General features: G+C 71.8%; 27 protein-coding genes. 18 read left to right on the plus strand and 9 right to left on the minus strand.

All coding sequences use genetic code 11. From position 1 onward, the window contains the following. Positions 1-40: 40 nt before the first annotated feature. Positions 41-589: a GNAT family N-acetyltransferase gene (locus HZF07_RS00650; RefSeq protein WP_198346514.1), complete on the plus strand. Its 549-nt coding sequence runs from the start codon at positions 41-43 to the stop codon at positions 587-589. A gap of 17 nt (positions 590-606) precedes the next feature. Beyond that, positions 607-1,017, plus strand: coding sequence for a tetratricopeptide repeat protein (locus HZF07_RS00655; protein WP_157346219.1), 411 nt, complete (start codon positions 607-609; stop codon positions 1,015-1,017). Here HZF07_RS00655 and map read toward each other — a convergent pair. Further along, a complete protein-coding gene (map, locus tag HZF07_RS00660; RefSeq protein WP_434063459.1) occupies positions 1,004-1,843 on the minus strand; it encodes a type I methionyl aminopeptidase in 840 nt (279 codons plus the stop codon). The two genes, HZF07_RS00655 and map, sit on opposite strands and share 14 nt — an antisense overlap. 32 nt (positions 1,844-1,875) lie before the next feature. Between map and HZF07_RS00665 the strand changes: the two genes are divergently transcribed. Both HZF07_RS00665 and HZF07_RS00670 read left to right on the plus strand, forming a co-directional pair. Continuing rightward, entirely contained in the window at positions 1,876-2,052 is a 177-nt protein-coding gene (locus tag HZF07_RS00665; protein WP_181644589.1) for a hypothetical protein, read from the plus strand. After that, a complete protein-coding gene (locus tag HZF07_RS00670) occupies positions 2,042-2,293 on the plus strand; it encodes a hypothetical protein (RefSeq protein WP_157346224.1) in 252 nt (83 codons plus the stop codon). The genes HZF07_RS00665 and HZF07_RS00670 overlap by 11 nt, the downstream gene beginning before the upstream one ends. Before the next feature lie 13 nt (positions 2,294-2,306). On the opposite strand, the gene HZF07_RS00675 is transcribed toward HZF07_RS00670, so the two are convergent. From HZF07_RS00675 to HZF07_RS00705, 7 genes are all read right to left on the minus strand, one after another. Next, positions 2,307-3,470, minus strand: a complete 1,164-nt coding sequence (locus HZF07_RS00675) for a PQQ-dependent sugar dehydrogenase (protein WP_157346226.1) — start codon at positions 3,468-3,470, stop codon at positions 2,307-2,309. Positions 3,471-3,508: 38 nt separating this feature from the next. Next, on the minus strand, positions 3,509-4,117 hold the full coding sequence (locus HZF07_RS00680) for a response regulator transcription factor (protein ID WP_181644590.1): 609 nt from the start codon (positions 4,115-4,117) through the stop codon (positions 3,509-3,511). Further along, entirely contained in the window at positions 4,114-5,223 is a 1,110-nt protein-coding gene (locus HZF07_RS00685) for a sensor histidine kinase (protein WP_157346228.1), read from the minus strand. Before HZF07_RS00685 ends, HZF07_RS00680 begins: the two co-directional genes overlap by 4 nt. A gap of 14 nt (positions 5,224-5,237) precedes the next feature. Beyond that, positions 5,238-6,020: an ABC transporter permease gene (locus HZF07_RS00690; RefSeq protein WP_157346230.1), complete on the minus strand. Its 783-nt coding sequence runs from the start codon at positions 6,018-6,020 to the stop codon at positions 5,238-5,240. Next, positions 6,017-6,925, minus strand: coding sequence for an ABC transporter ATP-binding protein (locus HZF07_RS00695; protein ID WP_157346232.1), 909 nt, complete (start codon positions 6,923-6,925; stop codon positions 6,017-6,019). The genes HZF07_RS00690 and HZF07_RS00695 overlap by 4 nt, the downstream gene beginning before the upstream one ends. A gap of 74 nt (positions 6,926-6,999) precedes the next feature. Further along, positions 7,000-7,854: a 3-methyl-2-oxobutanoate hydroxymethyltransferase gene (gene panB, locus HZF07_RS00700; RefSeq protein ID WP_157346233.1), complete on the minus strand. Its 855-nt coding sequence runs from the start codon at positions 7,852-7,854 to the stop codon at positions 7,000-7,002. A 60-nt stretch (positions 7,855-7,914) separates the two neighbouring features. Next, on the minus strand, positions 7,915-9,141 hold the full coding sequence (locus HZF07_RS00705; protein ID WP_157346235.1) for an MFS transporter: 1,227 nt from the start codon (positions 9,139-9,141) through the stop codon (positions 7,915-7,917). A gap of 64 nt (positions 9,142-9,205) precedes the next feature. Between HZF07_RS00705 and HZF07_RS00710 the strand changes: the two genes are divergently transcribed. From HZF07_RS00710 to HZF07_RS00745, 8 genes are all read left to right on the plus strand, one after another. After that, entirely contained in the window at positions 9,206-9,916 is a 711-nt protein-coding gene (locus HZF07_RS00710; RefSeq protein ID WP_157346237.1) for an ArsR/SmtB family transcription factor, read from the plus strand. Between the two features lie 36 nt (positions 9,917-9,952). Next, positions 9,953-12,007: an NAD(+) synthase gene (locus HZF07_RS00715; protein WP_181644591.1), complete on the plus strand. Its 2,055-nt coding sequence runs from the start codon at positions 9,953-9,955 to the stop codon at positions 12,005-12,007. Positions 12,008-12,024: 17 nt separating this feature from the next. After that, complete coding sequence (locus HZF07_RS00720; RefSeq protein WP_157346239.1) at positions 12,025-13,116, plus strand: PI-PLC domain-containing protein; 1,092 nt, start codon at positions 12,025-12,027, stop codon at positions 13,114-13,116. An 81-nt stretch (positions 13,117-13,197) separates the two neighbouring features. Continuing rightward, positions 13,198-14,667 carry a Na+/H+ antiporter NhaC gene (gene nhaC / locus HZF07_RS00725; protein WP_181644592.1) on the plus strand — a complete coding sequence of 490 codons (1,470 nt, stop codon included), beginning with the start codon at positions 13,198-13,200 and terminating at the stop codon, positions 14,665-14,667. Then, positions 14,664-16,118, plus strand: a complete 1,455-nt coding sequence (locus HZF07_RS00730) for a basic amino acid/polyamine antiporter (RefSeq protein ID WP_232523702.1) — start codon at positions 14,664-14,666, stop codon at positions 16,116-16,118. Before nhaC ends, HZF07_RS00730 begins: the two co-directional genes overlap by 4 nt. A 19-nt stretch (positions 16,119-16,137) precedes the next feature. Next, positions 16,138-17,385, plus strand: coding sequence for an arginine deiminase (locus HZF07_RS00735; RefSeq protein WP_157346241.1), 1,248 nt, complete (start codon positions 16,138-16,140; stop codon positions 17,383-17,385). Then, a complete protein-coding gene (locus tag HZF07_RS00740) occupies positions 17,385-17,807 on the plus strand; it encodes an META domain-containing protein (RefSeq protein ID WP_157346243.1) in 423 nt (140 codons plus the stop codon). The genes HZF07_RS00735 and HZF07_RS00740 overlap by 1 nt, the downstream gene beginning before the upstream one ends. 51 nt (positions 17,808-17,858) lie before the next feature. Then, positions 17,859-18,866, plus strand: a complete 1,008-nt coding sequence (locus HZF07_RS00745; protein ID WP_157346245.1) for an aldo/keto reductase family protein — start codon at positions 17,859-17,861, stop codon at positions 18,864-18,866. A 25-nt stretch (positions 18,867-18,891) separates the two neighbouring features. Here the strand turns inward: HZF07_RS00745 and HZF07_RS00750 are convergent, their stop codons facing one another. Next, positions 18,892-19,476 carry a DUF3043 domain-containing protein gene (locus HZF07_RS00750; protein ID WP_157346247.1) on the minus strand — a complete coding sequence of 195 codons (585 nt, stop codon included), beginning with the start codon at positions 19,474-19,476 and terminating at the stop codon, positions 18,892-18,894. Between the two features lie 122 nt (positions 19,477-19,598). On the opposite strand from HZF07_RS00750, the gene HZF07_RS00755 reads away from it, so the two are divergent. From HZF07_RS00755 to HZF07_RS00780, 6 genes are all read left to right on the plus strand, one after another. Next, entirely contained in the window at positions 19,599-20,354 is a 756-nt protein-coding gene (locus HZF07_RS00755; RefSeq protein ID WP_157346249.1) for a PspA/IM30 family protein, read from the plus strand. 42 nt (positions 20,355-20,396) lie between these two features. Then, entirely contained in the window at positions 20,397-21,302 is a 906-nt protein-coding gene (gene htpX, locus HZF07_RS00760; protein WP_157346251.1) for a zinc metalloprotease HtpX, read from the plus strand. Further along, positions 21,302-21,883, plus strand: coding sequence for a PspA-associated protein PspAB (gene pspAB / locus HZF07_RS00765; protein ID WP_157346253.1), 582 nt, complete (start codon positions 21,302-21,304; stop codon positions 21,881-21,883). Before htpX ends, pspAB begins: the two co-directional genes overlap by 1 nt. A 139-nt stretch (positions 21,884-22,022) precedes the next feature. Continuing rightward, the gene (locus HZF07_RS00770; RefSeq protein ID WP_157346255.1) at positions 22,023-23,180 is read left to right on the plus strand and encodes an efflux RND transporter periplasmic adaptor subunit; all 1,158 of its coding nucleotides are present in this window, start codon (positions 22,023-22,025) and stop codon (positions 23,178-23,180) included. Further along, on the plus strand, positions 23,177-23,884 hold the full coding sequence (locus HZF07_RS00775; RefSeq protein ID WP_309504172.1) for an ABC transporter ATP-binding protein: 708 nt from the start codon (positions 23,177-23,179) through the stop codon (positions 23,882-23,884). Before HZF07_RS00770 ends, HZF07_RS00775 begins: the two co-directional genes overlap by 4 nt. After that, on the plus strand, positions 23,881-25,107 hold the full coding sequence (locus tag HZF07_RS00780; RefSeq protein ID WP_157346257.1) for an ABC transporter permease: 1,227 nt from the start codon (positions 23,881-23,883) through the stop codon (positions 25,105-25,107). Before HZF07_RS00775 ends, HZF07_RS00780 begins: the two co-directional genes overlap by 4 nt. Positions 25,108-25,114: the final 7 nt, after the last annotated feature.

A 25,114-nucleotide genomic window follows, 5' to 3' on the forward strand; every position in this document is an offset into this window, starting at 1 on the left:
AGGGCAGAGGGGGCGATGCCGGGACGACTAGCCTGGCGACGTGCTGGCGGAGGGGTACGAGATCAGGCCGATGCGGGCGGGGGACGCGCCGGCGTTCGCGGTCGCCTACCGGCGCAACCGGGCGCACCTGGAGCCGTGGGACCCGGACCGTCCGGAGTTCTTCTGGACCGACGAGGGCCAGGTGGAGAACGTCGCGAGCGGGCTCCGCGCGGCCGAGGAGGGTCGCACCTTCACCTACGTCGCCTGGTACGGCGACCAGGTGGTCGGCCGGGCGATGCTGACCAACATCGTGCGCGGTCCGCTGCAGAGCGGGACCGTCGGCTACTGGGTCGACCACGAGCACACGGGCAAGGGGCTGGCGACCGCGCTCACCGAGCACGTCGCGGTCGAAGCCCTCGGCCTGGGGCTGCACCGGCTCGAGGCGGGCACAATGGTCGAGAACGTCGCCTCGCAGAGGGTGCTCAAGCGGGCGGGGTTCACGGAGTACGGCACCGCGGAGAGGTTCCTCTTCGTGCGCGGCGAGTGGCGCGACCACGTGCTCTTCCAGCGCATCCTGCACGACGACCCGCCGGGGAATCCCGGCGCCTGAAGGGCGGTTGAGGGGACATGAACGACGACATGCTGCCGGTGCCGCGGGTCGTCTTCCCGGACCAGGCGGCCCCCGAGTCGGCCTACCGCACCGCCTACGACCTCCTCTCTCGACGGGCGCCGAAGGAGGCGCTCGAGGTGCTGGAGCCGGCGCTCGCCGACGAGCCCGACAACACCGGCCTGCTCGCGCTGCGCGCCTGGGCCTACCTGATCCGGGCCCAGCTCCAGCGCGCCGAGGCGGACCTGGAGCACCTGGTCGAGGAGAACCCGGCCGACGACTGGGCCCAGCACGCGCTCGGCCGCTGCCTCGAGCGGCAGAGCCGGTTCGAGGAGGCGCTGCCGCACCTCCGGCTGGCGGCCGCGATGAGCGGCGACCCGGACCACGGGCTCGCCGTGCTGCGGGTCGAGGAGCACCTCAACAGGTCGTGAGGATCTCCGCGCCCTCGGGCGTGACCAGGATCGTGTGCTCGAACTGAGCGCTCCTGCGCCGGTCGCGCGTGACGACCGTCCAGCCGTCGTCCCACATCTCCCACTCGTGGGTGCCGAGGTTGAGCATCGGCTCGATCGTGAACGTCATGCCGACCTCGATGAGGTCGTCGTGCTCGGGGTCGTCGTAGTGCGGCACGATCAGCCCGGAGTGGAACGACGTGCCGATCCCGTGGCCGGTGAACTCCCGGACCACGCCGTAGCCGAAGCGCGCGGCGTAGGACTCGATGACCCGGCCGATGACATTGATCCGACGACCCGGCTTCACGGCGCGGATGCCACGCGCGAGCGCCTCCTCCGTGCGCTCGACCAGCAGCCGCGTCTCCTCGTCGACGTCGCCGACGAGGAAGGTGGCGTTGGTGTCGCCGTGCACGCCGTCGAGGTACGCCGTGATGTCGATGTTGACGATGTCGCCGTCCTCGACCGGGCGGCTGTCGGGGATGCCGTGGCAGACGACCTCGTTGACGCTGGAGCACAGCGACTTCGGGAACCCGCGGTAGCCGAGGGTCGACGGGTAGGCGCCGTGGTCGCAGAGGAACTCGTGGCCGATCCGGTCCAGCTCGTCGGTGGTGACGCCGGGCGCGACGTGGGCGCCGACCAGGTCCCGCGCCTGCGCCGCCAGCCGCCCGGCGGCGCGCATCCGCTCGATGGTCTCGGCGTCCTTGACCTCCGGGCCGTCGTAGCGGGCGGGGGCGGGCCGGTCGACGTACTCCGGCCGGGCGATGCCGACCGGCACCGGACGACGCGGCGAGATGGCTGCGGGCGTGATGGTCACGTGGAGCAAGTGTAGTTTCGGGAGGCATGAGCCAGTTCTGGTACTGCGTGAAGCACGGCCGGGTCGAGGACGAGACCAACATCTGCCCGCCGATCGACCGGCTCGGTCCCTACGACTCGCGTGAGGAGGCACAGCACGCGCTCGAGAAGGCCGAGCAGCGCAACGAGGACTGGGACAACGACCCCCAGTGGAATGACGACTGACCCGCTCCGCACGAAGGCGTCACCCTGGCCCTTCGTCGGCATGGCGGGCATGGCCTGCGTCTTCTTCCTGTACGCCGCGAGCGTGCTCTTCGCGCCCTGGTGGCTCGTCGTGGCCCTGCTCGTCGTCTGGGCGTTCCTGCTGGTCGTGGCGTGCGCGTGGTGGACCCCGCACCCACGATGGGTGCCGTGGGTGCCGGGCGTCGCGCTCGTGCTGTGGGTCGCGGTCGTGCTCAGCGCCTGACCGCGCCCAGCCGTCAGCCTGCGCTCGGCCGCACCTGAAGGATCGCGTCGGCGCCGCCGCCGTTGTCGGTGGTGACGTAGAACGTCGAGCCCGGGCCGTCGACGACGGTGCGGATCCGGCCGAACCCGCGCAGCTCGTCGGGCACGTGCACCCGGCGGAGGTGGCCGTCGGCGGTCAGGGTCAGGAAGAGCACGCGGGAGGCCTTGAGCGCCGCGACGGCGAGCGTCCCGTCGTACGCGCCGAGGCCGGGGCCGGTGACGAAGCCACCTCCCGAGGTCGCGAGGGTCGGGTCACCCGACCGCCACACCGCGGCGCGCTGCCGGCCGGGCAGCCGCTGGTCGGTCATCGGCACCGACTCGTTGTAGCCGGGCACCGGGTTGTAGCCGTAGTCGCCGCCGCGCACCAGCCGGTTGACCTCGTCGTCGCGGTAGGTGCCCTGCTCGACCGACCACAGCGTGCCGTCGGCGCGCTCCGCGAGGCCCTGCACGTTGCGGTGGCCGTAGGTGTAGACGTAGCGCTGGACCCGGTTGGCCGACCGGATGAAGGGGTTCGAGGGCCACGGCCGGCCGCTGAAGCGGTCGAGCCGGAGCGTCTTGCCGCCGAAGGAGTGCAGGTTGCGAGGGTTGGCGCCGGTCGCGGCGTCCCCGGTGCCGACGTTGAGCGCGCCCCGGCGGTCGATCAGCAGCCGGCAGCCTCCGTGCCGGCCGGGCGTCACGGAGCTCGTGGGGAAGCCGCTGACCAGGACCCGGAGCTTGGTGGCCCGCGTGAGCGCGTCGTCGAGGCGCCACGCCACCACCCGCACGTCGGGACGGCCGCCGGCGCGGAACCCGCCGGCGCAGGTGTAGACGCGGTGGTTGGTAGCGAAGTCGGGGTCGACCTCGAGGCCCATCAGGCCCGTCTCGCCCGAGACCCACACCTCGCTGCTCGGGAAGGCCAGCGACCGCGTGCGGCCGTCCTCCCACACGCTCAGCGTCGCGCGGTCGCGCTGGGTGAAGAGCAGCCGCCCGCCGCCGATCGGGCGCACGTCCCACGGGTGGTCGAGGCCGGTGACCAGCCGGCGCACCTGCAGGGCGGGGTACGACGCACGCTCGGCGCGGTCGAGGTCCGGGGCCGCGGCGGGCGCCGCCGCGGGGGTGATCACGAGCGCTGCGACGAGGGTGGCGAGGAGGGAGCGCATCCCCGGAGGGTAACCGGCCAAGATGAGACGCCGGCCGGTCACAGCCAGCCGTTGCCGTCGGCGGTCAGCACCGCCTCCGCCCGGTTGGTGGCGCCGGTCTTGCCGATCGCCGACGACAGGTGGTTGCGCACCGTGCCCTCCGAGAGGAACAGCCGGGCGGCGATCGTGGCGACCGACGAGCCGTCGCGGGCGGCGCGCAGCACGTCGGTCTCCCGGGCGGTGAGCGGGGAGTCGCCGGCGACCAGGCTGTCGGCCGCGAGCGCCGGGTCGACCACCCGCAGCCCCTGGTGCACGCGGCGCACGGCGTCGGCGAGCTGGGCGGCCGGGGTGTCCTTGACGACGAAGCCCGAGGCGCCGGCCTGGAGCGCCCGGCGCAGGTAGCCCGGCCGGCCGAACGTCGTGACGATCAGGACCCGCGTCTCGGGCGCGGCCCGGCGGACCTCCGCCGCGGCGCTGATCCCGTCGAGCCCGGGCATCTCGACGTCGAGCAGCGCCACGTCCGGACGGTGCTCGAGCACGGCCGCGACGACCTCGTCGCCGGCCCCGACCTCGGCGACGATCTCGAGGTCGGGCTCGAGCCCGAGGAGCGCGGAGAGGGCACCGCGGACCAGCGCCTGGTCGTCGGCGAGCAGCAGCCGGATCGTCACGCCCGCACCACCCGCAGGACGAAGCCCGGGTCGAGCTGCTGGGTGACGACGGTGGCACCGGTCGCGGCGGCGCGCTCCCGCAGGCCGGCCAGCCCGGAGCCGGTCCCGGGCACCGTCGGCCCGGCGCCGTCGTCGCGCACCTCGGCGGCCGTCGGGGAGAGCACGACCTGGCAGCGCCGGGCGCCCGAGTGCCGGAGCACGTTGGTCACCCCCTCGCGGACCGTCCAGGCGAACAGCTCGCGCAGCTCGGTCGGCACCTCGTCGGCGGAGTTCGGCAGCTCGGCGTCGATCTCGGCTGCCGCGAGAGCGCTGCGGGCGCGCGCGAGCTCGCCGGGGAGGGTCAGCTCGCGGTAGCCCTCCACCGCCCGCCGGACGTCGGCCAGGGCGTCGCGGCTGAGCCGCTCGAGATCCGCGAGCTCGGTGCGCGCCCGGTCCACGTCCTCGTCGGTGCCGCGGTCCAGCAGCCGCTGGGCGAGCTCGGCCTTGACGGTGATCACGGTGAGGGAGTGGCCGAGGATGTCGTGGAGGTCGCGGGCGAAGCGGGTGCGCTCGTTCTCGACGGCGAGGCTGGCGTTCTCCTGCTCGGCGCGGATGAGCTGGATGTTGCGGCGCATCACGGCGCGCATGCCGAAGATCGCCACGGAGGCCGCGAAGATGCCGAACGCGAGGCCGATCTGGCTGCCCCAGTCCTCCACGGCGCTCAGCGCGAGAGACCCGAGCACCAGGAGCACGACGACGACGGCCGCGACCCGGAACGGGAAGACCATCACCGCCGCGACCGCGATGTAGACGACGCTGGCGAGCCCGGTCTCGCCGAGCGTGGCCACCATGACCCCGGCGAGCAGCACCAGGGCGAGCAGGTAGGGCACCGTGAACCGCATCGGCGGGCACTCGACGAGGCGGTGCCGGTCCTCGCGCAACCGCACCCACAACGCCATGTAGACGGCCGCGAACGCGAGCGTCGCCACGATGCCTACCACGCCCTGCGGCTCGTCGCGGTGCGCCCAGCCCTCCAGCAGGGGGTCGAGCAGGAAGAAGAGCCAGATGCCGGCGAACAGCGGGCCCAGCCGACCGACCTGGTTCGGCGGGGTCCGCTGCTCGCTCATGCCCGGAAGGCTAGTCACACCCGGGCCGTGTCCTGGGCCATCTTCCACGCGGCGCCGCCGACGAACACGGCCAGCCACAGCGCGGCGTTGACGCACGCGATCCAGCCGAGGTCGCCGGTGAGCGGGTAGCGGCTGATCTCGGCGACGCCGTACATCGGGGTCCACTGGGCGATCGTGTAGATCCACGAGCCCTCGTCGATCGGGATGAAGACGTTGCCGAGGAAGGACAGCAGGGCCAGGCCCGGGCCGAGGATCTGCATGGCGTTCTCGCCCGGCACGAGGTAGCCGACGAAGAGGCCCAGCGCGGCGAACACCGACGTGCACGCGAGCGTCAGCAGCGCGCACTCGACCCAGACGTCCGCCGGCATGTCGGGCTTGCCCTGCACGAGGCCGACGAGGTTGACCGCGGTGATAGCGACCGCGCCGAGCACGAGTGCGAGCAGCGCCTTCATCACGATGTACGCCGTGGGGTTGAGCGGGGTCAGCCGGAGCTGGCGCGACCAGCCGAGCGCGCGCTCCAGCGCGACCTGGGTGCCGGACGCGGCGGCGGTGAGCGCTGCGCCGTACAGGGCCATCGAGACCATGACGTAGGCGGCGACGTTGCCGTGGCCGACGTCGTCGTTCCAGTTGGCGGCTGTGCCGAAGCTGAGGAACAGGGCGGCCGGGAAGACCATCGTGAAGAAGAGGGTCCGACGGTTGCGGAGCATCCGCTTCAGCTCGATGCCGAGCACGGTGAGGTTGAAGCCGCCGAGCCGCGGCACGCGGCGGGCGGTGGGGTCGAGGGTGGCGGTGCTCATCGGGCGTCTCCGGTCAGGCTCAGGAACGCGTCCTCGAGTCCCTGCGAGGTGATCTCGAGGTCGCGCGCGTCGGTGTGGGTGAGCAGGTGGCGGGCCACCGCGTCGCTGTCCTTGGTGTGCACCAGCACGGTGTCGCCGCGGGTCTCGACGCCGGTGACGCCGGCCAGGCGGGCCAGGGCGTCGGCGTCCACGCCGGGCAGTGTCGCCCGGACGGTGCGCCCGCTGGCGAGCGCCTTGATCTCGGCGCCGGTGCCGTCGGCGACGATCCGGCCCTGGCTGATCAGCACGATGCGGTCGGCGTACTGGTCGGCCTCCTCGAGGTAGTGGGTCGCGAAGAGCACCGTGCGGCCCTGCGCCGCGTCGCGCCGGATGGCCGACCAGAAGGTACGGCGGCCCTCGACGTCCATGCCGGTCGTCGGCTCGTCGAGCAGCAGCAGCGCGGGGTCGGAGAGCAGCGCCATCGCGAACCGGAGCCGCTGCTGCTCACCGCCGGAGCACTTCGCGACCCTGCGCTCGGCGATCTCGGTGATGCCGGCGTCGGCGAGCACGCTGTCGACCGAGCGGGTGTCGGCGAAGAGGCTGGCGGTGTACTCGACGGTCTCGCGGACCGTGAGGTCCTTGAGCAGGCCGCCGGTCTGCATCACAGCGGACACCAGCCCGCGCGCGATCGCGGCGCGCGGTGGCATCCCGAGCACCTCGGCGGTCCCGGTGGTCGGCCGGGAGAGGCCGAGGACCATGTCGATCGTGGTGGTCTTGCCGGCGCCGTTGGGGCCGAGGAACGCCACGATCTCGCCCTGCTCGAGAGTCAGGTCGATGCCGCGGACCGCCTCGACGGGCCCGAAGGACTTCGTCACCCCGGCGAGCCGCACGGCGGCGGTGCGGGCGAGGGTCTGGGTGGAGGTCATGCCTCCACCCTGGCGCCGCTCGGGCGCCGGACCCTCACACGCCCGTCACGACTGCCCCATGACAGGTGTCATGGTCAGAACGTGTGCTCCTCCGCGGGGAACGTCCCGGCCTTGACGTCGGCGGCGTAGTCCTGCGCCGCCTTGAGGAGTACGCCGTGGAGGTCGGCGTACTGGCGGACGAAGCGGGGCATCCGGCCGGTGCGCAGGCCGAAGGCGTCCTGCCAGACGAGGACCTGGCCGTCGCACTGGCTGCCGGCGCCGATGCCGATGGTGGGGATGCCGACCGTGGCGGTCACGTCGGCGGCGACGTCACCCGGGACCATCTCCATGACGACCGCGAACGCGCCCGCGTCCTCCATCGCCTGCGCCTCCTCGACCACCTTCTTCGCGGCGTCGCCGCGGCCCTGCACGCGGTAGCCGCCCAGGTTGTGCTCGGACTGGGGCGTGAAGCCGATGTGCGCCATCACGGGGATGCCGCCCTCGGTGAGCTTGCGGACCTGCGGGGCCATCTCGACGCCGCCCTCGAGCTTCACGGCGTGCGCGTTGGCCTCCTTCATGAAGCGAACCGCGGTCAGGTAGGCCTGCTCGGGGGAGGCCTGGTAGGAGCCGAACGGCAGGTCGGCGACCACGAGCGCGCGGCGCACCGAGCGGGAGACGGCGCGGGCCAGGGGGATCAGCTCGTCGACGGTCACGGGCAGCGAGGTCTCGTTGCCGAACACGTTGTTGGAGGCGCTGTCGCCGACGAGGAGGACCTCGATGCCGGCCTCGTCGAAGGTCTGCGCCGCGTACTGCTCGTAGGCGGTGAGCATCGCGAACTTCTCGCCGCGCTGCTTCATCTCGCGCAGGTGGTGGGTGCGGATCCGCTTGATCGCGGCCGCTCCGTCCTGCGTGGCCGGACCGGTGCCGTACGGCGCCGTCTCCTCGCTCATGCCAGCTCCTGAGGTGTCATCTCGCGGCTCCCTGATGGAGTCCACGGACCACTCGTCAGGCTAGCCCCGTGGGGCCGCTGGTGGACCTGTGTGCCTCGTCACCCCGGAGGCTGTGACGTCGTGCCGACCCGGTGCCCGTCCGCCGACGGTGACGACGGCGAGGCAGGCGAGCGCCGCACCGACGGCGACGAGCAGTGCGCCCTCGGCACCGACGCCGAGACCCGCCACGATGCCGAGCAGGTACGGCGCGAAGAAGCCCAGGTAGGTGAGGCCGTAGAAGACGGCGACGACCGCACCCCGCTCGTCGGGCGGGGCCAGGCGTTCGACCTCGCGCAGCCCCGAGACCAGGCCGCAGCCGTACGCCGCGCCGAAGAGCGGCGCCGCCGCCAGCACCCACCACCGGCTGTCGGTGGCCAGTGCGGCCAGGCCGACCAGCAGCGCGACCGTCGCGCACGCCAGGCCGACCCGGCCCGCGAGCAGCGGCGCGCGGTCGTCCAGCCGGCGGGCGATCGGCTGCACGAGGACGCCGGTGCCGAGCGTGACGCCGGTCAGCAGCCCCGCAAACGCCACCGCGCCGGCGCTCGGCCCGTCGACCACGCTCGGCAGGTAGGCGAACGAGATCGACGCACAGCCGAACACCCAGGGCGCCGCCGGTGCGACGGCGAGGAGGAAGCGGCGGCCGTAGGTCACCGGAGGCAGGGTCAGCAGCGGCCGGACCGTCGGGCGCTGGGGCCGGGGACCCGGGGCAGGGAGCAGCAGCACGAGGGCCGCGACACCCAGCACGAGGTGGGGCAGGTAGGGGACCACCAGCGGGTGCGCGGAGACCTCCGCCACCACGCCGGCGACGAGTGGCCCCAGCCCGAAGCCCGCCGACAGCGAGAGCGCGGCGCGCCGCGCGCCGGCGCCCGGAGGGTCACCCTCGGAGAGGTCCGCGACCCAGGCGCTCGCCGCGCCGAACACGACGCCGGAGCTGACGCCGGCCAGCAGCCGCGAGATCGCGATCCCCGGCACCCAGTGGCTCGAGACGACCAGGAGCGCGGTCGCGACCGGCGAGAGCGCGACGAACGGGACCACGACCGCACGCCGACCCCAGCGATCGGACGCCGCTCCGCCGACCAGCAGCGCCGGGATCAGGCCGACGGCGTACACCGCGAACAGCAGGGCGCGCGCCTGCGTCGACATCCCGAGCTCGGCGCGGTAGGCGAGCAGCATCGGCGAGAACTGGTTGGCGCCCCACCCGACGGCGAACATGGCCAGGGCGACGCGGTGCCAGGGTCGGAGGGTCACCCGGCCACGGTAGACGCGGGACGCTTCAACGTGCGTTGAAGGGTTCGCGCAGTACGGTCGCCCCATGACCGGCGACACCGACCTCGCCGCCGTCGGCCGCCTCGTCGGCGACCGGGTCCGCGCGGCGATCCTGTTGAGCCTGCTGTCCGGCGGGGCGACCAGCGCGTCCGAGCTCGCCGCTGCCGCCGGCGCATCGGCATCCCTGACCAGCGCCCACCTGAGGAAGCTGCTGGACGGCGGCCTGGTCGAGGTGGCGACGTCGGGACGGCAGCGGCTCTACCGGATCGCGTCGGTCGAGGTCGCCGAGATGCTCGAGGCGATGCAGCTGGTCGCTCCGGCGGCGCCCGTGACGTCGCTGCGGGGCGCGAGCTCCCGGCGCCGGTTGCGGCGTGCCCGGATGTGCTACGACCACCTGGCCGGCGTGCTGGGCATCGCCGTGACCGACGGTCTGGTCGCGCGCGAGGTGCTGGCGGACGGGTCGCTGGCGATCGCGGACGGCGCCGCGCCGGCGCTGGCGGAGATCGGGGTGTCGCTGACCCCGCTGCTGAGCGGCTCGCGGCCGGTCGTCCGCGCGTGCACCGACTGGACCGAGCGCCGCCCCCACGTGTCGGGCGGACTCGGCGCCGCCGTGGCCTCGACGTTCGTCGACCGGGCCTGGGTGGTCCGGCGCCCCGGCTCGCGCGGCCTCGACGTCACGGCCGACGGCGCTGCGGCGCTCGAGGACTGGCTCGGCGTCAGGCTCACCGACGACGCCGCCTGGCGCGACTCGGCGTAGCCCGGCGCGGAGGACCCAGCGTGGAAGACTGGGCGCGTGGACTTCTACTCCGCCTACGCCCACGGGTTCGCGCGGGTCGCCGCGTGCACCCTGCCGGTCGCGATCGCGGACCCGGCGGCCAACGCCCAGCGCATCCTCGAGCAGGCGCGGGCCTGCCACGAAGACGGGGTCGCGGTCGCGGTCTTTCCCGAGCTGACCCTGACCGGCTACTCCATCGACGACCTCTTCCTCCAGGACCGGCTGCTGGAGGCCGTCGAGACAGCCCTCGCCGACCTCGCGGCCGGTACGACGGACCTGCGGCCGCTGCTGCTCGTGGGCGCGCCGCTCGTGCACGGCACCCGGGTGGTCAACTGCGCCGTCGCCGTCCAGGGCGGCCGGATCCTCGGGGTGGCGCCGAAGTCCTACCTGCCGACCTACCGCGAGTTCTACGAGCGGCGCTGGTTCGCGCCGGGTGACGACCGTCGTGGCGGCACGATCCGGCTGCTCGGCTCCGACGTGCCCTTCGGGCCCGACCTGGTCTTCGAGGCCAGCGACGTCCGCGGGCTGCGGGTGCACGCCGAGGTCTGCGAGGACATGTGGGTGCCGGTCCCGCCGAGCGCCGAGGCCGCGCTGGCCGGGGCGACGGTGCTCGCGAACCTGTCGGGCAGCCCGATCACCGTCGCGCGCGCCGAGGACCGGCGGCTGCTGGTGCGCAGCGCGAGCGCGCGCTGCGTCGCGGCGTACGTGTTCGCGGCCGCGGGCCAGGGTGAGTCGACCACCGACCTGTCCTGGGACGGCCAGACGATGGTCTACGAGTGCGGTGAGCTGCTGGGGGAGACCGAGCGGTTCCCCGACGGGCCGCGCCGGGCGGTCGTCGACGTCGACCTCGACCGCATTCGGCAGGACCGGCTGCGGCAGGGCACCTTCGACGACAACCGGCGCACGCTCGACGGCCGGATCGGGGAGTTCCGCACGATCCGCTTCGAGCTGCGCCCGCCGGCTGGCGACATCGGGCTGCGCCGCAAGGTCGACCGCTTCCCGTTCGTGCCCGACGAGGCCGAGCGGCTCGCGCTGGACTGCTACGAGGCCTACAACATCCAGGTCTCCGGGCTCGAGCAGCGGCTGCACGCCATCGGCGGGGAGGACTTCCAGCCGAAGGTCGTGATCGGCGTCAGCGGTGGCCTCGACTCCACGCACGCGCTGCTCGTGGCCGCGAAGGCGATGGACCGCCTCGGCCGGCCGCGCGAGGACATCCACGCGTTCACGCTGCCGGGCTTCGCGACCGGCGAGACCACCAAGGGCTATGCCACGCGGCTGGCCAAGTCGCTCGGGGTGCACTTCGAGGAGATCGACATCACCGCGGCGGCCAACCAGCTGCTGGCGGACCTCGACCACCCGTACGCCGAGGGTCGCGAGGTCTACGACATCACCTTCGAGAACGTCCAGGCCGGGTTGCGCACCGACTACCTCTTCCGGCTCGCCAACCACCGCGGCGGCATCGTGCTGGGCACCGGTGACCTCTCCGAGCTCGCCCTGGGGTGGTGCACCTACGGCGTCGGCGACCAGATGTCGCACTACAACGTCAACGCCGGCGTCCCGAAGACGCTGATCCAGCACCTGATCCGCTGGGTCGCGGCCAGCGGCCAGGTCGACGACGAGTCGGCCGACCTGCTGCTCGAGATCGTGGAGCAGGAGATCACCCCGGAGCTGATCCCGACCCGCGAGGACCAGCTGCCGCAGTCGACGGAGGCGTCCGTCGGTCCCTACTCCCTCCAGGACTTCACGCTCTTCCACGTCCTGCGCCGCGGGTTCCGGCCGAGCCGGATCGCGTTCCTGGCCTGGCACGCCTGGCGCGACGCCGACGCGGGGGAGTGGCCGCCGAACTTCCCCCACGAGCGGCGGGTGTCCTACGACCTGGCCGAGGTCAGGCGCTGGCTGGAGGTGTTCGCCCGACGGTTCTTCGCCAGCCAGTTCAAGCGCTCGGCGCTCCCCAACGGTCCGAAGGTGAGCCACGGGGGCACCATGTCCCCGCGCGGGGACTGGCGGATGCCCTCCGACGCCAGCCCGGCGGCGTGGCTCGCCGAGATCGAGGCGAACGTCCCGCGGGCCTGAGCACGACCGTGGGCGCAGTGGGGCGGGTCCTGGGCGTGGTGCTGGTCGCGGCCGGCACCGTGCTCGCGGTCGGCCTGCTGTTGGTGGGCGCGGTCTGGCTGACGTGGGACGACCAGTCGGGACCAGCCTCCTCGGCACCGCCCGCGTCCCCCTCGCCCACCACGTCCACCGCGCCCACCACGCCGGAGGGGGCCTGCAACGGCCACGTCGAGCTCTGCGACCGCGCGTACGACGCCGTCGCCCAGCTCGCCACGCACAACTCGATGGCGGCCGCTGCGGAGCCCGGCTGGTTCTTCGCCGAGCAGCCGGACGGGATCATCGAGCAGCTCGACCACGGCGTGCGGGTGCTGCTCGTCGACAGCTGGTACGGCCAGAGCACCGACCGCCCCGGCGTCGTCGCGACGGCGGGGCAGTCGCGCGCCGAGGCCGTCCGCGAGGCGCGCGGGCAGTGGGGCGAGGTCGCGGTCCGCGCCGCGCTGCGGGCGCAAGGCGCCACCGGCCTCGCGCCGCGCGGCCCGGTGCGGCCCTACCTCTGCCACGCGATGTGCGAGCTCGGCTCGACCGTGTGGGAGCGCAGCCTGCGCGACCTGAAGGCGTGGCTGGACGCCCACCCCCGCGAGGTCGTGACGATGTTCGTGCAGGACGAGGTCACCCCCGAGGACACCGCCGCCGTCGTCGAGGACGCCGGGCTGCTGCCCTACGTCACGGATCCTCCCGAGGACGGCTGGCCGACGCTCGGCGAGATGGTCGACTCCGGACAGCGGCTGGTGGTGCTGATGGAGAACCACGGCGGGGGTGCGGCGTACCCGTGGCTGCTCCAGGGCTTCGACTGGGTCCAGGACACGCCGTACCTCTTCACCGACCCGGCCGAGTTCTCCTGCGAGCCGAACCGCGGAGAGCCGGATGCGTCGATCTTCCTGGTCAACCACTGGATCAAGAGCAAGACCCGGATCGCGGAGTACGCCGCGGCGGTCAACGCGCGCGACGTGCTCGGGCCGCGGCTCGCCGAGTGCGCCGCCGAGCGCCGGATGCTGCCGAACTACGTCGCGGTGGACTACTACGACCTCGGGGACGCGCTCGCGCTCGTCGACGAGCTGAACGGCCTCTGAAACGCGCCTCGCCCGTAGCGGGTGAGGCGGTCCAGCCGGGTCTCGCGGCAGCATCGGGAGGGCTCGGGACGGGAGGCACACGTGTCTGAGACGGAGCGGCAGGTCCGGCAGCCGTCGCTCGCGGACGCCCTGATCCCGCTGGTCGCGCTCGCCACCCTCATCGCCGGCGCGCTCGCGCTCTTCGGCCTCGACGCGCTCGACGGCCCGATCCAGGTCGCGCTCCTCGTGTGCTGCGGCGTCGCGGCGCTGGTCGCGATGAAGAACGGCCACCCGTTCTCGGCTGTCCAGGAGGCGAGCCGGGGTGCCGTGGCGTCGGTGACCAGCGCGATCTTCATCCTCTTCGCCGTCGGCGCCCTGATCGGCGTGTGGAACCTCAGCGGCACGATCCCGACGCTCGTCTACTACGGCATCCAGGTGCTCTCACCCGGCTGGTACTACGCGGCCGCGGCGATCATCTGCGGCATCGTGGCTCTGAGCATCGGCAGCTCGTGGACGACGGCGGCGACCATCGGCGTCGGGCTGGTCGGCATCGCCGGGCTGATCGGGGTCTCGCCCGAGATCACCGCGGGTGCCGTGATCTCGGGGGCCTACCTGGGCGACAAGACCTCGCCGCTGTCGGAGACGACCGTGCTCACCGCGCAGCTCGTGGGTGTCGACACCTACGAGCACATCAAGCGCCAGGTCTGGACGTCGGTGCCGGCCTTCGCGATCGCGGTCGTCGTCTTCTTCGTGCTCGGCCTGACCGGGCCGGACACGGTGTCCGCCGCCGAGACCACCTCGGACCTGGACGAGCTGAACGAGATCTTCTGGATCACCCCCCTCGCCCTGCTGCCGTTGGTGCTCCTGGGCTACCTCTCGATCCGCAAGGTGCCCGCGTCGCTGGCGCTGCTGGCCGCCACGCTCTTCGCGGGCGTCCTGGGTGCGTTCCTGCAGCCCGACGTCTACGCCGACTTCGTGCCGGGCGCCGGCAACGTCGTCATCGAGTCGATCAAGGCGATCTGGTCGGCGATGGCGAACGGGTTCACCATCGACTCCGGCATCCCGGACGTCGACCGGCTGCTGTCGCGCGGTGGCATGGACAGCATGCTGCTGACGATCTGGCTGATCCTCGGGGCGGTGACCTTCGGGGCGATGCTCGAGGAGTTCGGCCTGATCGGCCGCCTCGTCGACCCGATGATCGCCGCGGCGACCTCGACCGGCCGGCTCTTCCTGACCGTCTTCGCCTGCGCCTTCGGCCTCAACGTCGTCGCCGGCGACCAGTACATCGCGCTCGTGCTGCCGACGAAGATCTTCCGGGCCGAGTTCGCGAGGCGCGGCCTGGCGCCGACCAACCTCTCCCGACTGGCCGCCGACAGCGGCACCGTGACCTCGCCCCTGGTGCCGTGGAACTCGTGCGGCGCGTTCATGGGCGCGACGCTCGGCGTCGCGACCTTGCTCTACCTGCCGTACGCCATCTTCTGCTACGCAAGTCCTGCGCTGAGCGTGCTGTACGGCTTCACCGGCTTCAAGATCGAGAAGGCCGAGCCGACCCCCTTGGAGGAGCCCGCATGAGCACCGACGTCGAGACGGCCGCCGGAGGCACCGTCGCGAAGATGAGCGTCCCGACGCTGACCGCGATGGTGGTCGGCGGCATGGTCGGTGCGGGGGTCTTCTCGCTGCCGGCCCGCTTCGGCGTCGCGACCGGCATCCTCGGCTCGCTGATCGCCTGGGCGATCGCCGGCGCCGGCATGCTGATGCTGGCGTTCGTCTTCCAGAACCTCGCGATCCGCAAGCCCGAGCTCGACTCCGGAGTCTTCATCTACGCCAAGGCGGGCTTCGGCGACTACGCGGGCTTCAACTCCGCGATCGGCTTCTGGGCGAGCTCGATCGCCGGCAACACCTTCTACTGGGTGTTCATCGGGGCGACGCTCGGGGCCTTCTTCGACAGCTTCGGCGACGGCGACACCGTGCTCGCGGTCGCGCTGGCCACGGTCGGCGTCTGGACCTTCCACTACCTGATCGCGCGTGGGGTCCGGGACGCCGCGATCATCAACCGCATCGTCACGATCTTCAAGATCATCCCGATCCTGGTCTTCATCGTCGTGATGTTCTTCTACTTCGACGCCGGCGTCTTCGCCGACAACTGGACGGCGTACGGGTACGGCGACCTCGGGTCGCTCAACGAGCAGATCCGCAACACGATGCTGATCACCACGTTCGTCTTCATCGGGATCGAGGGCGCCAGCGTCTACTCGCGCTACGCCAAGAGGCGCGAGGACGTCGGCAGGGCCACGGTGATGGGCTTCTTGTCGGTGCTGTCGATCTTCTCGCTCGTCACCCTGTCCAGCTATGCGGCCGTGCCGCAGCCGGAGCTGGCGGCGACCCGGCAGCCGTCGATGGTCGGCGTCTTCGAGTCCCAGGTGGGCGACTGGGGCGAGGTCTTCATGAGCGTGGCCGTGGTCGTGTCCGTGCTCGGCGCCTACCTGGCGTGGACGCTGATGGCCGCCGAGGTCATGTTCATCCCCGCCCGCCAGGACGACTTCCCGGAGTTCCTCGGCCGGGAGAACGAGGCCGGCACCCCCATCACCGCCCTGGTCGTCACGTCACTGGCGGTGCAGGGCCTGCTCGCGCTCACGCTGTTCGTCACCGACGCGCTCAACTTCATGCTCGACCTCTCGACCAGCCTGGCGCTGCTGCCCTACCTCCTTGCCGCGGCGTACGCGCTGAAGCTCGGGCTGACGGGGGAGTCCTACGAGGGCGTCTCAGCGGGGGTGCGCCGCAAGGAGACCATCGTGGCCGGTGTCGCCACGGCGTACACGATCTTCCTCTTCGACGCGGCCGGCATGAAGTTCGTGCTGCTCATGACCGTGCTGCTGGCGCCCGCGTCGCTGCTCTACGTGAAGGCGCGCAGCGAGCACGCACGACGGATCTTCACCCCGGCCGAGATCGGCCTCTTCGCCCTCATCGTGGCCGGCGGCGTGATCGGCGCCGTCGGACTCTGGACCGGAAGGATCAGCCTGTGAGATTGGAAGGAACCAACAGATGAGCGTCTCCTCGACGTACGGCGTGCACTCCGAGGTCGGCCGTCTCCGCAAGGTGCTGGTGTGCGCCCCGGGTCTCGCCCACCGCCGACTCACGCCGAGCAACAACGACGAGCTGCTGTTCGACGACGTGATGTGGGTCGAGAACGCCCAGCGCGACCACGCGGACTTCGTCAACAAGCTGACCACCCGTGGGGTCGAGGTCGTCGAGCTGCACGACCTGCTCGCGCAGACGCTCGCCGTGCCGGGGGCGAAGGACTGGATCCTGGACCGCAAGATCGTGCCCAACCAGGTGGGCCTCGGGCTCGTCGACGACACCCGCAGCTATCTCGAGGGGTTGCCGGACCGGCAGCTCTCGGAGTTCCTGATCGGCGGCCTCGCGACCAACGACCTGCCCGACGACTTCCGGTCCGACTACGTCAACCTGGCGCGTGAGTCGACCGGCGCGCGGGAGTACCTCATGCCGCCGCTCCCCAACACCCTCTACACGCGCGACACCACGTGCTGGCTCTACGGCGGCCTCACGATGAACCCGCTCTACTGGGCGGCTCGCAAGGAGGAGACGCTCCTCTACAAGGCGATCTACCAGCACCACCCCGACTTCGTCGGCTCCACGGTGTGGTGGGGCGACCCCGAGCAGGACTGGGGCCAGGCGTCGTTCGAGGGCGGCGACGTGATGCCGGTCGGCAACGGCGTCGTGCTGGTCGGGATGAGCGAGCGCACCTCGCGCCAGGCGATCACCCAGGTGGCGAAGGCGCTCTTCGACCAGGGTGCGGCGACGCGGGTGGTCGTCGCGGGCATGCCGAAGCTGCGCGCGGCGATGCACCTCGACACGGTGTTCACGTTCGTCGACCGTGACATCGTCACGCTCTACCCGACGATCATGGACGCGGTGCACACCTTCACGCTGATGCCCTCCGATCGGGCGCCGGGCGTCGAGGTCCGCGACGAGGGCACCACCCCGTTCGTCGAGGTGGTGGCCCGAGAGCTCGGCCTCCCGTCCATCCAGGTCATCGACACCGGCGGCGACGTCTACCAGTCCGAGCGGCAGCAGTGGGACAGCGGCAACAACGCCGTCGCGCTGGAGCCTGGCGTCGTGTTCACCTACGACCGCAACACCCTCACCAACACCCTTCTCCGCAAGGCCGGCGTCGAGGTGATCACGATCGTGGGCGCCGAGCTCGGCCGCGGTCGGGGTGGCGGGCACTGCATGACCTGCCCGATAATCCGGGAGGAGGTCGACTTCTGATGATCACCAGAATCCATTGCTTCGCCGTCGCCGTTGGCCTGGCCGGCGTCCTGTTGACCGGCTGCGGCGGTGACAGCGACAACGAGACCACGGCCGCCGACCTCAACGGGTCGACGTTCACCTCCACCGAGGTCGATGGGCACGACCTGGTCGAGGGCAGCAAGATCACGCTCACCTTCGACGACGACAAGCTCAGCGCTGAGGCGGGCTGCAACACGATGAGCGCGCCCTACGTCATCGAGGACGACCTGATGAGCTGGGACGGCGAGGTGGCCGCAACGATGATGGCCTGCTCGGACGAGCTGACCGCCCAGGACGCATGGCTCACCGACCTGCTCAAGACCGGCGTCGACGTCGAGCTGGACGGCGACACCCTGACCCTCACCCACGAGGACGAGACCATCGAGCTCGCCAAGTCCTAGTCGGCGGACGCGCGTCGACACCGGCTCCCACGCCCGCACTAGGGTCGAAGCATGAAGACTCGCAACCTCGGCGGCAGTGGTCTGAAGATCTCGGAGATCGCCTACGGCAACTGGCTCACCCACGGATCGCAGGTGGAGGCGGACGCGGCGAACGCGTGCGTCCGGCAGGCGCTGGAGGTCGGGATCACGACCTTCGACACCGCCGACGTCTACGCGAACACCAAGGCCGAGACCGTGCTGGGCGAGGCGCTGAAGGGGGAGCGGCGTGAGGGACTGGAGATCTTCACGAAGGTCTACTGGCCGACCGGCCCTGGCGGGCACAACGACCACGGCCTGTCGCGCAAGCACATCATGGAGTCGATCAACGGCAGCCTGAAGCGCCTGCAGACCGACTACGTCGACCTCTACCAGGCGCACCGCTACGACTTCGACACCCCGCTCGAGGAGACGATGGAGGCGTTCGCGGACGTCGTGCGTCAGGGCAAGGCGCTCTACATCGGCGTCAGCGAGTGGCGCGCCGAGCAGATCCGCGAGGCGCACGCGCTGGCCCGCGAGCTCCACATCCCGCTGGTGTCCAACCAGCCGCAGTACTCCATGCTCTGGCGGGTCATCGAGGAGGAGATCGTGCCGACCAGCGAGGAGCTGGGGATCGGTCAGGTCGTGTTCTCGCCGATCGCGCAGGGCGTGCTCACCGGCAAGTACGTCCCGGGTCAGGCGGCGCCCGAGGGCAGCCGCGCGACCGACGACAAGGGCGGCGCCGACATGATCAGCCGCTGGATGCGCGACGACGTGCTGGAGCGGGTCCAGCAGCTCAAGCCCATCGCCGACGAGGTGGGACTGACCATGGCCCAGCTCGCCGTCGCCTGGGTGCTGCAGAACCCCAACGTCTCCGCCGCGATCGTCGGTGCCAGCCGTCCCGAGCAGGTCACCGACAACGCGAAGGCGTCCGGGGTGACTCTCGACGCGGCGACCCTCAAGGCGATCGACGAGATCGTGGAGCCGGTCGTCGAGCGCGACCCCGGCAAGACCCAGCAGCCCCGCCGGAGCGACTTCTCCTGACCCCGCGGGCGGGTCCGCGGGTGGGTCAGCGGTCGTAGTCCTCGGGGAGCGTCTGCCCGATCTTCACCCGCGGCTTCGGGAGCCGCATGAACTTCATCTGCAGCGCCCGGGTGACCGCGTAGTAGGTCAGACCCTTGTGGGGCTGGTCCGGGAAGCGCCGGGTGAGCTCGCGGCGCAGCCGGAAGCGGAGCACGACCATGTCGATGAGGACGAAGACGATGATGCAGAGGAGCAGCGTGTTGCCCCACTGAGCGAGCTGCCGGTTGCCGGAGTAGCCCAGGATCATCGTGACCAGCAGCAGCGGGATCACGAGCTCGATGAGGGAGAACCGGGCGTCGACGAAGTCCCGCACGAATCGTCGGACCGGGCCCTTGTCGCGGGCGGGGAAGTAGCGCTCGTCGCCGTCCCGCATCGCCTGCCGGACCGACTTGCTCGACTCCGAGCGCGACGCGCGCTGCGCGGCGGCCATCTCCTTGCGGGTCCGCGGCGTCTTGGCCCGGGCCCTGGCGGCCGCCTCGGCCTCCTTGCGGGTCGGCGTGGGACGCCCCTTGCCGCCCTCCTTCACGGTGGTGGGCTCGGGGGCGGACTCGGACTTGCTGCGACGGAACAACGCGGAGACCTTCACTGACGGGACGAAACGTTGCCGTCAGGGTACCGGCGTCGTACCCGTGACTTGATTTTGCGCCTAGGGTTGAGGCCTCAGCAGTCAGTTCTGGAGAGGGACAACCCCTGATGGGCATGTGGCAGCGCTTCACCCTGATCTTCAAGACGAAGGCCAACAAGGTCCTCGACCGCGCCGAGGACCCGCGCGAGACGCTGGACTACAGCTACCAGCGCCAGGTCGAGCTCCTCGGCAAGGTGCGCCGCGGCGTCGTCGACGTCGCGACCAGCCGCAAGCGGGTCGAGCTCCAGATCGGCCAGCTCGAGCAGCAGTCGACCAAGCTGCAGGGCCAGGCGGAGAAGGCGATCGCGGCCGACCGGGAGGACCTCGCCCGCGAGGCGCTCACCCGCAAGTCCGGGCTGACGACCCAGATCAACGACCTCAAGGTGCAGCTCGCGCAGCTCCAGGGCGAGGAGGAGAAGCTCACGCTCGCCCAGCAGCGCCTGCAGGCGAAGGTCGAGGAGTTCCGCACCCGCAAGGAGACCATCAAGGCCACCTACACGGCCGCCGAGGCGCAGACCAAGATCAACGAGGCGATGACCGGCCTCGGCGGCGAGCTCGGCGACGTCGGTGCCGCGATCCAGCGGGCCGAGGACAAGACCGCGCAGATGCAGGCCCGCGCCGGTGCCATCGACGAGCTGATCGCCTCCGGCGCGCTCGACGACGTCAGCACCGTCGGCCGCGGTGACGACATCGCTCGGGAGCTCGACGCACTCAGCTCGAAGGCCGACGTCGAGGCCGAGCTCGCCGCGCTCAAGGCCGGCAGCACCCCCCAGGCGATCGAGACCGGCGAGCCCGAGCGGAGCGCCGAGGGCGACACCGCCTGATCCCCCTTCCGGGGCCCTTGCCCGACCCCGGACAATGAAGACATGGCACGCACGCGATTCGTCGGCGACGCCGGGCTGACGGCCCGGATGACCACCGTGATCTTCCTGCTCGGTGCGATCTTCGTCGGCGTCATCGCGGTGCTGATCGCGATCCTGCCGCAGTACGCCTTCTTCATCGCGCTGATCGGCCTCGGCGTCGTGTGGTTCCAGTGGTACAACTCCGACTCGGTCGCGATGAAGGCGATGCGGGCCCGCGAGGTCAGCCCGGAGCAGGCACCGGAGCTGCACGCGATGATCGACCGGCTCTGCGTTCTGGCCGACATGCCGAAGCCCCGCGTGGGAATCGCGGACACCGAGCTGCCCAACGCGTTCGCGACCGGTCGCTCGCCGAGCCACTCGGCGGTCGTGGTCACCACCGGCATCCTCAAGCGCCTGACCGCCGAGGAGCTCGAGGGCGTGCTCGCCCACGAGCTGTCCCACGTCGCGCACCGCGACGTGCTGGTGATGACGGTCGCCTCCTCCGCCGGCATCGTCGCCAGCATGCTGACCCGCGGTGCGCAGTACGGCGCGATCTTCGGGGGCGGCCGCCGCGACAACAACGGAGTGCCCGTGTGGCTGGTGGTGCTGCTGGTCAGCCTGATCACGTACGCCGTGAGCTTCTTCCTCCTCAAGCTGCTCTCGCGCTACCGCGAGCTGTCCGCGGACCGCGCGGGCGCCTACCTCACGATGAAGCCCGAGGCGCTCGCCTCGGCGCTGCAGAAGATCACCGGCGAGATCAACACGATCCCCGACAAGGATCTGCGCGCGTCGCAGGCGATGAACGCCTTCTTCATCGCCCCGGCCGTCAAGGGCGTCTCGCTGCGCACCTTGACCTCGACCCACCCGACCCTCGAGCAGCGGCTGGAGCAGCTCGCGAAGATCCGCGCCGAGCTCGACCGAGCCTCCTGATGGGCGGCCTCTGGACGGCGCTCACCGGTCGGTCCCGGCCCAAGCGGCCGCAGCTGGACAACCTGTTCCTGGTGCCGTCCGCGGCGATCACGTTCGAGACCACCGTCGGCCTGCGCCCGACCGGCACTGGCTCGGTCTGCTACCGCGCGGCGAGCGGCCACGCGTTCGCGGAGGTGCAGCGCGAGGTCGTCGAGCTGCTCAACGCGGACCCGGACGCCCCCGACGTCGAGACCACGCAGGACGAGTTCGGCTTCACCTGGCTGGTCGTCCACCGCGACCCCGGTGACCCCGCCGGGCCGGTGGCCGACCTGCACGCGGTCAACACCTCGCTCGAGGAGCACGGCTTCAGCGAGGGTCTGCTCTGCTCCCTGATCCCCTTCGCGGACGCACAGGGGCGCCGGGTCGGGCTGGTCTACCTCTACAAGCAGGGCACGTTCTACCCCTTCGCCCCGGTGGCCGGCGGCGAGCGGAAGCGCGACAACCTGCTCGAGATCCAGCTCCGCGACGTCCTGAAGGGCGAGCTCCCGATGGAGGGCGACCTCGGTCGCTGGATGGCGCTCTGGGGCGCACCCGGGCTCTGAGGCCACCCTCGCGCCCCCCCGTCGGGGGAGGTCACAGGTCGTGCACAGGTGGGCCCGAGCAGGCCCACAGACCGGCCCGCCAGGGTCCCTCTCGCGGGTCCGACCGGTCCCGCACCGACAACCGTCGAGAGGGACCACCGTGCGACTCCCTGCCCGTCGCCGATCGCGGGTCCTGCTGGCCGGCGCGCTGGTGGTGCTGGTCGCGGTCGCGAGCACCGGTACCTGGCTGCTCGTCCGCGACAGCTCCGAGGCCGCCGACAGGAGCACCGCGACCGTGACCACCCAGACCGTCCGCGAGACCGTGACCGCGGACGGCGCCCTCGCTGCGCGCACCACCAGCGACGAGGCGTTCGCCGTCTCCGGCACCGTCACCCGGGTGGCCGTCGTCGAGGGCGACAAGGTGGCCAAGGGCGACGTGCTCGCGGCCGTCGACGACGAGGGCCTGGTCGCCCAGCGCACCGCCGCGAAGTCGTCGCTCGACGCCGCCGAGAGCCAGCTCGACGAGGACCAGGACAACGGCGCCAGCGACGTGCAGGTCGCCGCCGACAAGACAGCGGTCGTCTCCGCCCAGGCGACCTACGACGACGCCCGGCAGGCGGTCGAGGACGCCACGCTGCGCGCCTCCATCGCAGGCACCGTCACGTCCGTCGGCATCGAGAGGGGCGACACCGTCGGCTCCACGGCCTCGCCCGACGCGACCGGCGACGACGCCGCCACCACCGCGACGATCTCGATCCTCGCGACCGGCCGGTACGACGTCGTCGCGACCGTCGCCGCCGACGACGTCGACCGGCTGAAGAAGGGCCTCCAGGTCGAGATCGCCGTCACCGGCGTCACCGAGACCGTCTACGGGACCGTCTCCGAGGTCGGCCTGGTCGCCCAGGCCAACGACAGCGGTGCGGCGGTCTTCCCGGTCACCATCGAGGTCACCGGCAGGCGCAAGGACCTGTTCGCCGGCGTCTCGGCCACCGCCACCATCGTGGTGAAGCAGCGCGACGGCGTGCTGACCGTGCCCAGCGGCGCGCTGACGACGGAGGACGGCACGACGTACGCCACCGTCGTCGACGGTGACGAGGAGACGAAGGTCGAGGTCGAGATCGGCGAGGCCTACGGCATGGACACCGAGGTGCTCGCCGGCCTCGAGGAGGGCGACACCGTGCTGCTGCCGACGCTGCGGCTGACCGACGGCGGCGATGGACCGCAGGACGGCGAGCTCACCTTCCCGGGCGGCGACATGCCGCAGTTCGGCACCAACGGCGGCGGCCCCGGCGGCCCGACGGTCGTGGAGAAGCCGTGAGCACGCCGATCATCACCCTCGACGGGATCCGCAAGACCTACCGGACCGGGAGCCTCGAGTTCGAGGCTCTGTGCGGGATCGACGCGTCGATCGACGAGCACGAGTACGTCGCGGTCGTCGGGCCGTCCGGCTCCGGCAAGTCCACGCTGATGAACATCGTCGGCTGCCTCGACAACCCCACCGAGGGCACCTACGAGCTCGCCGGCGAGGACGTGTCGACGATGTCGGAGGCGCAGCTCGCCGAGGTCCGCAACCGCCGCATCGGCTTCGTCTTCCAGCAGTTCAACCTGCTGCCCAGCCTCTGCGCCTGGCGCAACGTCGAGCTGCCGCTCGTGTACGCCGGCCTGCCGCGCCACGAGCGCCGCGAGCGGGCCATCGGGGCCCTCGAGCGGGTCGGCCTCGGCGACCGCACCGAGCACCGTCCCGGTGAGCTCTCCGGCGGCCAGCAGCAGCGGGTCGCGGTCGCGCGGGCGCTGGTCACCGAGCCGGCGCTGATCCTCGCCGACGAGCCGACCGGCAACCTGGACTCGCGCTCCACGGCCGACGTCCTCGACCTCCTCGACGAGCTGCACGGCACCGGCCGCACGATCGTCGTGATCACCCACGAGCCCGACGTCGCCGCGCGCGCCGGCCGCAACCTGGTCTTCAGGGACGGCCAGATCGTGTCCGACACGAGCAGCGCGCGGGCGGTGGCCGCCCGATGAACTGGATGGAGACCTTCCGCTCCGGCACCGAGGCGATCCGCGCGCACCGGATGCGCTCCCTGCTCACGATGCTGGGCATCGTCATCGGCATCGCCTCGGTCATCCTCACTGTCGGCTTCGGCCAGGGCGCGCAGAACAAGGTGAAGGACGAGATCGACGCCCTCGGCAGCAACCTGCTGATCGTCTCGCCGGGCAGCAGCACCGACGACGGCGGCTTCCGCGGCGGCTTCGGCTCGGCGACCACCCTCACGCTCGAGGACGCCGCCGCGATCGCGGACGACGCCGCCGTGCCCGACGTACGCCGGGTTGCGCCGACCAGCAGCTCCTCGGCGTCGCTGACGGTAGGGGAGACGAACTGGACGACGCAGGTCGTCGGCACCACGCCGGCGTGGCTCGACGTGCGGGCGCGGGAGCTGGCCGCCGGCCGGTTCTTCACCGCGGACGAGGTCGCGTCCGGCGCGGACGTCGTCGTGCTCGGCCCGGACACGGCGGGCGAGCTCTTCTCCTTCGGCAGCCCCGTGGGCCAGACCGTCACGGTCTCGGGCCAGCAGCTGACCGTGATCGGGGTCCTCGGCTCCAGCGGCGCCTCCGACGACGGCGGCTCCGAGGACGACCAGGCGCTGGTGCCGATCAGCACCGGCAAGTCGCTCAGCGGCGGGACCACCGGCTCGGTGTCGACGATCTACGTCGAGGCGGCGTCGACGGAGGTGCTCAGCGCGGCGTACCAGGAGATCGAGGGGCTGCTGGCGACTCGCCACGGTGTCACCACGGACGACGCGGACTTCAGCATCGCCTCGCAGGAGTCGCTGGTCGAGACCGCGAACTCCACCAACAAGACGCTCACGGTGCTGCTCACCGGCATCGCCGCGATCTCGCTGCTCGTCGGCGGCGTCGGGGTCATGAACATCATGCTGGTCTCCGTCACCGAGCGGATCCGCGAGATCGGGCTGCGCAAGGCGCTCGGCGCGACACCGACGGTCATCGGACGGCAGTTCCTGGTCGAGGCGGCGCTCCTCGGGCTGGCCGGCGGCGTCATCGGGATCCTGCTCGGCGTGGTCGGGGCGCTGGTGCTGCCGACGCTCATCGACCAGCCCGTGACGATCTCGCTGCTCGCGACCGCCGCGGCGCTGCTCACCTCGCTGGCGCTCGGCATCGGCTTCGGGGTCTACCCCGCCGGCCGGGCGGCCCGCCTCACGCCCATCGACGCCCTGCGCAGCGAGTGATGCTGCG

The sequence above is a fragment of the Nocardioides agri genome (genome assembly GCF_013778305.1).
Lineage (GTDB): Bacteria > Actinomycetota > Actinomycetes > Propionibacteriales > Nocardioidaceae > Nocardioides > Nocardioides agri.